Annotated in this window: 10 protein-coding genes; all 10 read left to right on the top strand. The window is 66.5% G+C overall.

Going from position 1 to position 12409, the window contains the following annotated elements; all coding sequences use genetic code 11:
* Positions 1-92: 92 nt before the first annotated feature.
* Positions 93-3836 carry a nitrate reductase subunit alpha gene (locus tag ACZ5YA_RS04185; RefSeq protein WP_118931945.1) on the top strand — a complete coding sequence of 1248 codons (3744 nt, stop codon included), beginning with the start codon at positions 93-95 and terminating at the stop codon, positions 3834-3836.
* Positions 3833-5398, top strand: coding sequence for a nitrate reductase subunit beta (gene narH, locus ACZ5YA_RS04190; RefSeq protein WP_059379683.1), 1566 nt, complete (start codon positions 3833-3835; stop codon positions 5396-5398). Before ACZ5YA_RS04185 ends, narH begins: the two co-directional genes overlap by 4 nt.
* 14 nt (positions 5399-5412) lie before the next feature.
* Entirely contained in the window at positions 5413-6060 is a 648-nt protein-coding gene (narJ, locus tag ACZ5YA_RS04195) for a nitrate reductase molybdenum cofactor assembly chaperone (RefSeq protein WP_306632744.1), read from the top strand.
* Between the two features lie 18 nt (positions 6061-6078).
* Positions 6079-6762 (top strand): respiratory nitrate reductase subunit gamma, encoded by a 684-nt coding sequence (gene narI / locus ACZ5YA_RS04200; protein ID WP_464092065.1) that lies wholly within the window; start codon positions 6079-6081, stop codon positions 6760-6762.
* Between the two features lie 22 nt (positions 6763-6784).
* A complete protein-coding gene (locus ACZ5YA_RS04205) occupies positions 6785-7546 on the top strand; it encodes a peptidylprolyl isomerase (protein WP_118931947.1) in 762 nt (253 codons plus the stop codon).
* On the top strand, positions 7543-8541 hold the full coding sequence (gene moaA, locus ACZ5YA_RS04210; protein ID WP_118931948.1) for a GTP 3',8-cyclase MoaA: 999 nt from the start codon (positions 7543-7545) through the stop codon (positions 8539-8541). Before ACZ5YA_RS04205 ends, moaA begins: the two co-directional genes overlap by 4 nt.
* 1 nt (position 8542) lies before the next feature.
* Positions 8543-9202: a carbonic anhydrase gene (locus ACZ5YA_RS04215; RefSeq protein WP_059379687.1), complete on the top strand. Its 660-nt coding sequence runs from the start codon at positions 8543-8545 to the stop codon at positions 9200-9202.
* Positions 9199-9696, top strand: a complete 498-nt coding sequence (gene mobB, locus ACZ5YA_RS04220; RefSeq protein WP_464092066.1) for a molybdopterin-guanine dinucleotide biosynthesis protein B — start codon at positions 9199-9201, stop codon at positions 9694-9696. Before ACZ5YA_RS04215 ends, mobB begins: the two co-directional genes overlap by 4 nt.
* Before the next feature lie 79 nt (positions 9697-9775).
* Positions 9776-11713 (top strand): type IV pili methyl-accepting chemotaxis transducer N-terminal domain-containing protein, encoded by a 1938-nt coding sequence (locus tag ACZ5YA_RS04225; RefSeq protein ID WP_464092067.1) that lies wholly within the window; start codon positions 9776-9778, stop codon positions 11711-11713.
* A gap of 11 nt (positions 11714-11724) precedes the next feature.
* Positions 11725-12396 (top strand): response regulator, encoded by a 672-nt coding sequence (locus ACZ5YA_RS04230; protein WP_054454724.1) that lies wholly within the window; start codon positions 11725-11727, stop codon positions 12394-12396.
* Positions 12397-12409 lie beyond the last annotated feature (13 nt).

The following is a 12409-nucleotide window of genomic DNA, read 5'->3' on the forward strand; positions in this document are numbered from 1 at the left end:
AATGGTCCGGCAGGCGGGCCGCGCCCACAATGGATTCAACAGCATCGATCGCAGTACGCGCCGGCGGGGCCGGCGCTCTTGGAGAATAGAGAATGAGCCATTTTCTGGACCGCTTGAAGTTCATGTCGCGGGTGAAATCCACCTTCGCGGACGGTCACGGCGAAACGGTCAACGAGGACCGCAAGTGGGAGAACGCCTACCGCGCCCGCTGGCAGCATGACAAGGTGGTGCGTTCGACGCATGGCGTGAACTGCACCGGCTCCTGCTCCTGGAAGGTCTACGTCAAGAACGGCCTGATCACCTGGGAAACCCAGCAGACCGACTACCCGCGCACGCGGCCGGACCTGCCCAACCATGAACCCCGCGGCTGTCCGCGAGGCGCCTCCTACAGCTGGTACGTCTACTCGGCGCAGCGCGTGAAGTATCCGATGATCCGCGGCCGCCTCATGGAAATGTGGCGCGAGGCGCGCAAGACCATGGACCCGATCGCGGCCTGGGAATGGATCAGCCAAGATCCCAAGCGCGCCAAGCGCTACAAGGCCGTGCGCGGACTGGGCGGCTTCGTGCGGGCGGACTGGGACACGGCGATGGAGATCGTGGCCGCCGCCAACGCGCTCACGATCAAGAAGTTCGGCCCCGACCGCGTGATCGGCTTTTCGCCGATCCCGGCCATGTCCATGGTCAGCTATGCGGCAGGCGCGCGCTATCTCAGCCTGCTGGGCGGCGCCTGCCTGAGCTTTTACGACTGGTACTGCGACCTGCCGCCCGCCAGCCCGCAGATCTGGGGCGAACAGACCGACGTGCCGGAATCGGCCGACTGGTACAACTCGACCTACCTGATGGTGTGGGGCTCCAACGTGCCCCAGACCCGCACGCCCGACGCGCACTTCTACACCGAGGTCCGCTACAAGGGCACCAAGACGGTGGCCGTGTCCAGCGACTTCGGCGAAATGGTCAAGTTCGGCGACATCTGGCTGGCGCCCAAGCAGGGCACGGATGCCGCGCTCGCCATGGCCATGGGCCATGTGATCCTGAAGGAATTCCATCTGTCCGGCGCGTCGGAATACTTCCGCGACTACGTGCGCCGCTACACCGACATGCCCATGCTGGTGCTGCTGAAGGAGCGCGACGGCTTCCACGCGCCGGACCACTTCCTGCGCGCCTCGCATCTGGACGGCGCCCTGGGCGAACAGAACAACCCCGACTGGAAGACGCTGGTGCTGGACGCCAAGACCGGCGACCTGGTCGCGCCCAATGGCAGCATCGGTTTTCGCTGGGGCGAAGGCGCGGTCAACGGCGGCGAGAAGGTCGGCCGTTGGAACCTGGAGTCCAAGGACGGCGGCAGCGGCCGCGAGATCGAACCCGCGCTGAGCCTGCTGGATCAGTCCGACGCCGTGGTCGGCGTGGGTTTCCCGTATTTCGGCAGCGAGCATGGCGAGCTGCAGGTGCGCAATGTGCCTGCGCGCCGCATCCGCCTGGCCGACGGCAGCGAGGCCCTGGTGGCCACGGTGTACGACCTGCAGATGGCCAACTACGGCCTGGACCGCGGCCTGGGCGGCGGCAACGTCGCCAGCTCCTATGACGATGACGTGCCTTACACGCCCGCCTGGCAGGAAAAGCACACCGGCGTGCCGCGCGCGCAGGTCATCCAGGTGGCGCGCGAGTTCGCGCAGAACGCCCACGATACCGAAGGCAAGTCCATGGTGATCGTCGGCGCCGGCCTGAACCACTGGTACCACATGGACATGATCTACCGCGGCATCATCAACATGCTGATGATGTGCGGCTGCGTCGGCAAGAGCGGCGGCGGCTGGGCGCACTACGTGGGCCAGGAAAAGCTGCGCCCGCAGTTCGGCTGGGCGCCGCTGGCCTTCGCCGCCGACTGGGTCCGCCCGCCGCGCCAGATGAACGGCACGTCGTTCTTCTATGCGCACACCAGCCAGTGGCGCCATGAAAAGCTGAACGTCCAGGAAATCCTGGGCCCGACGGCGGACCGTGGCCGCTATGGCGACCTCAGCATGATCGACCTGAACGCCCGCGCCGAGCGCATGGGCTGGCTGCCGTCGGCGCCGCAATTGCGCACCAATCCGCTGGACGTGGTGGCGCAGGCCGAAAGCCAGGGCAAGGACCCGGTGGCTTACGTGGCTGAACAGCTGAAGTCGGGCGAACTGCGCATGTCCTGCGAGAACCCCGACGACCCGGCCAACTTCCCGCGCAACATGTTCGTGTGGCGCTCCAACATCCTGGGCTCCAGCGGCAAGGGCCACGAGTACTTCCTGAAATACCTGCTGGGCACGCAGAACGCGGTGTTCGGCGACGAAGCCGAAGCGATCAAGCCCACCGAGGTGCAGTATCAGGAAGACGCCGCCGAAGGCAAGCTGGACCTGCTGACGGTGCTGGACTTCCGCATGAGCACCACCTGCCTGTATGGCGACATCGTGCTGCCCACGGCCACCTGGTATGAAAAGGACGACCTCAATACGTCGGACATGCACCCCTTCATCCACCCGCTGAGCGAAGCCGTGCAGCCGCTGTGGGAAAGCAAGACCGACTGGGAGATCTACAAGCTGCTGGCCAAGAAGTTCAGCGAGATCGGTGGCCCCTACCTGGGCAAGCGCCGTGACGTGGTGCTGACCCCGCTGATGCACGACACCCCGGGAGAACTGGGCCAGGCTTTCGAACCCAAGGACTGGAAGCTGGGCGAATGCGACCTGGTTCCCGGCAAGACCGCGCCCAACATGACGGTGGTCGAACGCGACTACAACGACATCTACCGCAAGTTCACCTCGGTGGGGCCGCTGCTGGACAAGCTGGGCAACGGCGGCAAGGGCATCAACTGGAACACCGAGCACGAGGTGCACGAGCTGGCCGGCATCAACGAGGCCGTGACCGAGCCGGGCGTGAGCCAGGGCCGGCCCAAGCTCGACACCGCCATCGATGCGGCCGAGATGATCCTGACTTTCGCGCCCGAGACCAATGGCCACGTGTCGGTCAAGGCCTGGGAAGCGTTGGGCAAGATCACCGGACGCGACCACGCGCACCTGGCCGTCGGCCGCGAGCACGACAAGATCCGCTTCCGCGACATCCAGGCGCAGCCGCGCAAGATCATCTCCGCACCCACCTGGTCGGGTCTGGAAAGCGAAGAGGTCAGCTACAACGCCGGCTACACCAACGTGCACGAGCTGATTCCATGGCGCACGCTGACCGGCCGCCAGCAGTTCTACCAAGACCACCGCTGGATGCTGGACTTCGGCGAAGGCTCCTGCGTGTACAAGCCGGCCATCGACACCAAGACGGTTGCGCCCATGCTGGGCCGCTACCCGAACGGCGAGAAGGAACTGGTCCTGAACTGGCTGACGCCGCACCAGAAATGGGGCATCCACAGCACGTACTCGGACAACCTGCGCATGCTGACGCTGAGCCGCGGCGGTCCTCACGTGTGGATCTCGGAAGCCGAGGCCAAGCAGGCCGGGCTGGTCGACAACGACTGGGTCGAAGTCTTCAACGTGAACGGCACCCTGACGGCGCGGGTGGTGGTCAGCCAGCGCGTGCCGGTGGGCATGTGCCTGATGTACCACGCGCAGGAAAAGATCGTGAACGTGCCTGGGGCGGAAACCAGCGGCAAGCGCGGCGGCATCCATAACTCGGTCACGCGCACGGTGCTCAAGCCCACGCACATGATCGGCGGCTACGCCCAGCAGGCCTACGGCTTCAACTACTACGGCACCGTGGGCGCCAACCGCGATGAATTCGTGGTGCTGCGCAAGATGAAGAAGGTGGACTGGCTCGAAGGTCCGCTGGTTGAAGCAACGCAACAAGAAGAGAAGCAATCATGAGGATACGCGCCCAAATCGGCATGGTGCTGAACCTGGACAAGTGCATCGGCTGCCACACTTGCTCGGTCACCTGCAAGAACGTCTGGACCAGCCGCGACGGCGTCGAGTACGCCTGGTTCAACAACGTGGAAACCAAGCCCGGCATCGGCTATCCCAAGGAATGGGAGAACCAGGAGAAGTGGAAGGGCGGCTGGAAGCGTACCGCCGCTGGCAAGCTGGAACCGCGCCAGGGCGGCAAGCTGCGCATCCTGGCCAACCTCTTCGCCAACCCGAACCTGCCGCAGATCGACGACTACTACGAGCCGTTCACCTTCGACTACGAGCACCTGCAAAAGGCGCCGCTGTCGCAGACGCCGCCCACCGCGCGTCCGGTGTCGGTGTTGACCGGCAAGAAAATGGACAAGATCCATTGGGGCCCGAACTGGGAAGACGACCTGGGCGGCGAATTCAGCGCGCGCAGCCGAGACGCCTTGTTCGAGGGCGTGCAGAAGGAGATGTACTCGACCTTCGAGAACACCTTCATGATGTACCTGCCGCGCCTGTGCGAACACTGCCTGAACCCGGCCTGTGTCGCCAGCTGCCCGTCCGGTTCCATCTACAAGCGTGAAGACGACGGCATCGTGCTGGTCGACCAGGACAAGTGCCGCGGCTGGCGCATGTGCATCTCGGGTTGCCCGTACAAGAAGATCTACTACAACTGGAGCAGCGGCAAGGCCGAGAAGTGCACCTTCTGCTATCCGCGCATCGAAGCCGGCCAACCAACGGTGTGCTCGGAAACCTGCGTGGGCCGTATCCGCTACCTGGGCGTGATGCTGTATGACGCCGACCAGATCGAGCATGCCGCGTCCACCGCCAGCGAACAGGACCTGTACCAGTCGCAGCTCGACCTGTTCCTGGACCCGCATTCGCCCGAGGTGATTGCCGCCGCGCGCGAGCAGGGCATCCCGGAATCGTGGCTGGAGGCCGCGCGTAAATCGCCGGTCTACAAGATGGCGGTGGAGTGGCGCGTCGCCTTCCCGCTGCATCCCGAATACCGCACCTTGCCCATGGTCTGGTACATCCCGCCGCTGTCGCCCATCCAGACGGCCGCCGAGTCCGGCCAGATGCCGCGCCGCACGGTGGGCAAGAGCGGCATGATTCCCGACGTCTCCAGCCTGCGCATCCCGGTACGCTACCTGGCCAACCTGCTCACGGCGGGCAAGGAAGCGCCGGTGGTGCAGGCGCTGGAACGCATGCTGGCCATGCGCGCCTACAAGCGCTCCGAGACCGTGCATGGCGAACGCGACACGGCCTTGCTGGACCAGGTGGGGCTGACGGAGGCCACGGTGCAGGACATGTACAAGATCATGGCCATCGCCGACTACGAAGACCGCTTCGTGGTACCCAGCAGCCACAAGGAAGTCGTCGAGGACAGCTTCAACGAGAAGGGCAGCTGCGGCTTCACCTTCGGCAACGGCTGCTCCGGCGGGGTGTCGGAAGGCACCTTGTTCGGACGCAAGCCCCAGGGCAGCGAGATCTTCATCGAGATGCCGAAATCCCGCAAGAAGGCCGCTTCGGCCTAGGAAAGGAGAAAACCATGAGTCTTTACCGCCTGCTTTCCGCCTTGCTGTGCTACCCGGAACCCGAGCTGCTGGACGCGCTGGGTGAAGTCGAAACCGCCTTGGCCGACTATCCCGACGCAGAGGAAACCCTGCAGCCGCTGGTCGGCTACCTGGCCACCAACGACCTGATCGCGCTGCAGGAGAACTACGTCGCCACCTTTGACCGCAACCGCTCGCATTCGCTGCACTTGTTCGAACACGTGCACGGCGAAAGCCGCGACCGTGGCCAGGCCATGGTGGACCTGCTGGACACCTACCGCGAGCACGGCTTCGAGCCGGTGGTGTCCGAGCTGCCTGACCATGTGCCGCTGTTCCTGGAGTTCCTGGGCGTCATCGACCCGGTCCAGGCGCAGGACCTGCTGGACGACGCCATCCACGTGCTGGCCGCCATCGGCGCGCGCCTGGCCAAGGGCGAAAGCCCCTACGCCTGCATCTTCGCGGTGCTGCGCGCCCAGTCCCGCGTGATTCCGCGCGAACAGACCGAGGCGCCCGTGCGCGACATGGACGAGGCGATGGAAACGTTCGGCATAGGCGCGGATGGCGTGGAACCGCTGCTGCGGCCGTTCTCGGGCGATGGCGCGCAGACCGTGCGCTTCTATCCCCGCGCGCCCGCGGCTCATTAATCTTCAGGACGACGCATCATGAACTCCCTGAATCAGTTCTTCTTCGGCATCTATCCCTACATCGCGCTGACGATCTTCCTGTTGGGCAGCCTCGTGCGCTTCGAGCGCGAGCAATACACCTGGAAGACGGACAGCTCGCAGCTGCTGCACTGCGGGCAATTGCGGCTGGGAAATATCCTGTTCCACGTCGGCATCCTGGGCCTGTTCTTCGGGCATCTGGCCGGATTGCTGACGCCGGTGGTGGTGTGGGACACGCTGGGCGTGTCGCACAGCCTGAAGCAGACCGTGGCCATGGTGGCCGGCGGCGTCATGGGCGGGCTGTGCCTGATCGGCCTCCTGATCCTGATCCATCGCCGCCTGAGCGACCCGCGCATCCGCGCCACCACGCGGCCCGGCGACAAGCTGCTGCTGTTGTGGATCCTGGTCACGCTGTTGCTGGGTCTGTCCACCATCGCGCTGTCGGCCGGCCACATGGACGGTGAAATGATGGTGCGCCTGATGACCTGGGCGCAGCACATCGTCACCTTCCAGGGCGACGCGGCCAGCCATATTGCCGACGTGCCGCTGCTGTTCAAGGCGCACCTCTTCATGGGCCTCACGCTGTTCGTGATCTTTCCGTTCACGCGCCTGGTCCACGTCTGGAGCGGCTTCGCCTCGGTGGGCTATCTGGGCCGCGCCTGGCAGCTGGTCCGTCCGCGCTGATTCCCTGTCCCAGGAGCCGACCATGCCTGTCATCGTCAATGGCGTCGAACTGAACGACGCGGATCTGGAACGCGAACTGCCGCTGCATGCGGAGGCCGGCAATCCCATGCGCGAGGCGATCACCGCCCTGGTGCTGCGCCGCGTGCTGCTGGACGAGGCCAGCCGGCTGGGCCTGGACCCCGCGGACGAGGAGGGCGCCATCGGCGCCTTGCTGGCCCGCGAGGCGCCGGCGCCCGAGGCCGACGAGGCCGCCTGCCGCCGCTTCTACCAGATGCACCCGCAACGCTTCATGGCGGGCGAGCTGATCGAGGCGGACCACATCCTGTTCCAGGTCACGCCGGGCGTGAACCTGGACATGCTGCGGGCCCATGGCAACGCCGTGCTGGCGGAGTTGATGGAAGATCCGTCGCGCTTCGCCGAGGTGGCGCGCGAACAATCGAACTGCCCGTCCGCCGCGGTGGGCGGCAGCCTGGGCCAACTGGGCCGCGGCGACACGGTGCCGGAATTCGAGCGGGCGGTGTTCGCGCTGCCCGCGGGGGGCCTGTTGCCGCAGTTGCTGGAAACCCGCCACGGCCTGCATATCGTGCGCGTCACGCGGCGTATCGAAGGCCGCATGCAACCCTACGAGCATGTGGCCGGACAGATCGCCGCCGCGCTGTCGTCCATGAGCCGCGATACGGCCTGGCGCCAGTACGCCAAGCTGCTGGTCGAACGCGCCGACATCCAGGGCATAGACCTGCAGGGCGAAGAGCCCGAGCGCGTCTACAGCGGGAGCGCCGCATGATGGACGAGCCGGCTGCGGGACCCCTGGTGGACGGCCATGGCCGCCGCATCGACTATCTGAGGGTGTCGGTCACGGACCGCTGCGACCTGCGTTGCAGCTATTGCCTGCCCAAGGATTTCAAAGGATTCGAAACCCCCGCGAATTGGCTGCGCCACGACGAGATGGCGCGGCTGGTGGGGTTGTTCGCCGGGTTGGGCGTGAGCAAGGTCCGGCTGACCGGCGGCGAGCCGCTGCTGCGCCGCGGCGTTGCAGGTCTGGCTGGCGTCATCGCCGCCATGCCCGGTTTGAAGGATCTGTCCGTGTCCACCAACGGCACGCAGCTCGCGCGCCACGCGCACGACCTGCGCGCCGCGGGCGTGGACCGGCTGAACATCAGCCTGGACACGCTGGATGCCGCCGCCTTCAGCCAGATCACCGGCCGGGATTGCCTGGAGTCGGTGCTGGCCGGGCTGGCGGCGGCCAAGCAGGCGGGCTTTGCGCCCATCAAGCTCAACAGCGTGGTGCATGCGGCCACGCCCGAGGCCGAAGTGCGCAGGCTGCTGGATTACGCGGTGGCGCAGGGCTTCGTGCTGCGCCTGATCGAGCCCATGCCCATGGGCAGCTGCGGCCAGGGCTACGCCCACACCGACTTGAATGCCCTGGGAGCACGGCTGGCCGCCGAAACCGGCCTGGTTCCCGCCCTGGGCGGGGCGGGCGCGGGACCGGCGCGCTACTGGACCACGGGCCATGGGACGCCTGTGCTGGGCGTGATCACCCCCATGTCGCGCCATTTCTGCGCGAGCTGCAACCGCGTCCGGCTGGGCGTGGACGGCACCCTGTACTTGTGCCTGGGGCAGGAAGACCAGGTGCCGCTGGGCCGCCTGCTGCGCGCGGGCGCCAGCGACGCCGAATTGATCCAGGCGATCCGGGCCGGCATCGCCGCCAAGCCGGAACGCCACGATTTTGTGGCCCGTCCGGAACGCATCGTGCGCTTCATGGCGCAGACGGGAGGCTGACATGCGCGACATCGAACGGCTGGTCGACGGCTTCCAGCGCTTTCAGCAGCAGTATTACGAAGACGCGCCATCGCTATACCGCAATCTCTGCGAAGGCCAGCACCCCAGCACCTTGCTGGTGGGCTGCTGCGATTCGCGGGTGGATCCGGCCATGCTGCTGGGCTGCGACCCCGGCGACATCTTCACGGTGCGCAACGTCGCCAATCTGGTGCCGCCGGCCAGCACCGACCGCGGCCTGCAGGGCGTGCTGGCCGCGATACAGTTCGCGGTGGAGCAGTTGCAGGTCAGCCGCATCATCGTGCTGGGCCACGCCCACTGCGGCGGCATACGGGCGCTGATGGACCGGCGCACCCGGGGCGACGGCGAGACCGACTACCTGGAGCGCTGGATGGACATCGCGGAACCGGCCCGCAGGCAGGTGCTGCAGCAGATGCCGCAGGCGACCGCGGCCGAACGCCGTCGCGCCTGCGAGCAGGCCTCGATCCTGATTTCGCTGCGCAATCTGGAAGACCTGCCATTTGTGCGGCGCGCGGTGGAGGCGGGCAGCCTGACCCTGCATGGCTGGTACTTCGACCTGGTGGCGGGCGCTTTGCTGGCATACTCGGCGCGGGCGGATGGATTCCTGCCCATCGTATGCCCATTGTTCACGGAGCTTGCATGACCCCAGTTTTCGGCATCGCCGGCCGTTCCGGCAGCGGCAAGACCACCCTGATCGAGGCCATGTTGCCGCTCCTGGCCGCGCGCGGCCTGCGGGTCAGCGTCATCAAGCACAGCCACCACGATTTCCAGATGGAGCCGCCCGGCAAGGACAGCGCGCGCTTCCGCCAGGCGGGCGCCCTGGAGGTGATGGTGGCCTCGCCGTTCCGCTATGCCATCGTCCACGAGCTGCGCGCCGCGCCGGAACCCACGCTGGACGAGCAACTGGGGCGCCTGTCGCCGGCCGACCTGGTGCTGGTCGAAGGCTTCAAGCAGGCCGCGATCCCGCGCATCGAAGTGTACCGGCCTACCTTGGGCAAGCCGCCCCTGCATGCGCAAGACAGCAGTTTCCTGGCGGTGGCCACCGACGCGCCGCTGGATACCGATTTGCCCTGCCTGCCGGTCAACGAGCCGGCGCAAGTCGCGGATTTCATTTGCCGCGCCCTGGGGCTGGCTTGAGGGCGTCGCTCCGGAACAAGAGGCGCTGCGGCTACACTGGAAGCCGCAGCATTCCTCCAGCAAGACCGCGTTGAAAGCCATGAAGCCCACCGATACCGCCGCCCCAGCCGACGGCCTGCCTTCGCCCTGGCATCGCCTGTCCACGCGCATCGTCATCAGCTCCCTGGTGGCGCTGGTGGTGGTGCTGTCCATGGTCAGCTGGACGCTATGGCTGTCCTGGCAGCTGGAAGGCGCGGGCGCGGCCATCAACGACACGGGCAGCCTGCGCATGCGGGCCAACCGCGTGGCGGTGGAGCTGATGCGGCCGCAGGCCGGACGCGAGTTCCGCACCAACGAGCAGGTCCTGCTCATGGACGACACCATCGCGCGCCTGGCGCGCGGCAACCCCGCGCGCCCGCTGTTCATTCCCAACGACGAGGCCATCCGCAAGCAATGGCATGACGTGGCCGCCTACTGGTACGACATCATGAAGCCGGCCGCCACGCGCGCCCTGGCCCAGCCGGATGCCGCCACCTATCTGGAGACCCTGCCGGAATTCGTGGCCCGGGCCGACACGCTGGTGCGCATGATCGAACAGGACAACGCCGGCAAGACCACCTCGCTGCGGTTGTCGCAGGGCGTGCTGGCGGCTATCGCCAGCGCCGGCACCCTTGCAATGATCTACCTGCTTTACCTCTGGATCATTTCGCCGGTACTGCGCCTGCGCGATGGCCTGCAACGCATGGCGGCCAGGGAATTCAGCACCCGGCTGCCGGTGGAAAGCCAGGACGAGTTCGGCGTGCTGGCGCGCGGTTACAACCGCATGGCCGATGAATTGCAGGATCTGTACACCGGCCTGGAGCGGCGGGTGGAAGAAAAGACCGCGCAACTGGCCGCGCAGAACCGCGACATCGGCGCGCTCTACGACATGGCCGCCTTCCTGAACCAGCCCAACGAGATCGAGGCGCTGTGCGACGGCTTCTTGCGGCGCGTGATGCTGCAGTTCGACGCCGAGGGCGGCAGCATCCGGGCGCTGGATCCCAACAACGAGAAGCTCAACCTGATGGTGTCGGTGGGGCTGTCGGACGAACTGGTCGAGTCCGAGCATTGCATGCGTGTGAACGACTGCTATTGCGGCGTCGCCACGCGGCAGGCGGGGGTCATCGTCATCCAGGATTTCCGCGAGTCGCCGCCGGCCATGGAACTGAATTGCCAGCGCGACGGCTTTGCCAGCGTGGCCGTGTTCCGCATCGTCACGCGCGACGAGGTGCTGGGTTCATATTCCTTGCATTTTCGCCAGCAGCGCCGCTTGTCACCGGCCGAATCGCAGTTGCTGGAAACACTGGGCCAGCATCTGGGCGTGGCCCTGGACAACCGCCGCCTCAGCGCGCAGGCGCGCCAACTGGCGGTGGTGCGCGAACGCGGACTGGTGGCGCAGGGGCTGCACGACAGCCTGGCGCAGGGCCTGAACTTCCTGAACCTGCAATTGCAGATGCTGGACGCCGCCGTCAAGCGCGGCGACCAGGCGGAGATCGACGAGATCCTGCCGCTGTTGCGTACCGGCGTGGACGAAAGCTACCAGGACGTGCGCGAACTGCTGACCAACTTCCGCACCAAGCTGTCGCAGGGCGACCTGCAGGCCGGTATCGAAGACACCGTGGCGCGGTTCCGGCGGCAGACCGGGATCGAAACCGAGCTGCGCTTCGGCCCTGGCGCGGGCGCGCCGCTGGCACCCGACGAGCAGTTGCAGGTGCTCTTCATCCTGCAGGAAGCGCTGTCCAACGTGCGCAAGCATTCCGAAGCCAGCCACGTGCGCATTGACGTCGCCAACGACCGCGACTTCAGCCTGGTCATTGCCGACGACGGCCAAGGGTACGACCCCGCCGAGGTGGCCGAACGCGGCGAATCGCACGTGGGCCTGCACATCATGCGCGAACGCGCCGCGCGCATGCGCGCCGTGATAAAACTTGAATCGCAGCCCGGCGCCGGCACGCGCGTCGCGCTGACCTTGCCCGGCAGCGAACGCCAGGCCGCTTGAATATTCCGACCATGCCCATCCGTATACTCCTCGTCGACGACCACACCCTGTTCCGCTCGGGCGTGCGCCTGCTGCTGCAACGCCAGCCCGACTTCGAGGTCGTGGCCGAGGCCGGCGACGGCGTCGAAGGCCTGAAACGCGCCAAGGAACTCAAGCCGGACGTGGTGCTGCTGGACCTCAACCTGCCGGGCCTGTCGGGGCTGGAAACGCTGCAGCTGCTGACGCAGGAATTGCCATCATGCGCGGTCATCATCCTGACGGTGTCGGAAGAGGCCGACGAACTGGGGCAGGCGCTGCGCGACGGCGCCCGCGGCTATCTGGTCAAGAACATCGACGCCGAGGCGCTGACCGCCGCGATCCGCCGCGCGGCGGGCGGCGAGCCGGTCATCGCCGAAAGCATGACGGCCAAGCTGGTCGAGCAATTCCGCGGCCAGGCCAGCCTGGCGGCGCAAGCGCCGCAGCCAGGGGGCAGCGCCGAGCGCCATCGCCTCACCGCGCGCGAAACCCAAATCGTGCAATGGCTGGCGCGCGGCGCCAGCAACAAGGTGATTGCGCGCGAACTGGACGTCAGCGAAAGCACGGTCAAGATCCACGTGCAGAACGTGTTGAAGAAACTGAACCTCACCAGCCGGGTGCAGGTCGCGGTGTACGCGGTCGAACACGGCCTGTACACGGAAGAATAGGGCGGCATGCGGC

The sequence above is a fragment of the Achromobacter sp. JCM 18799 genome (genome assembly GCF_055395645.1).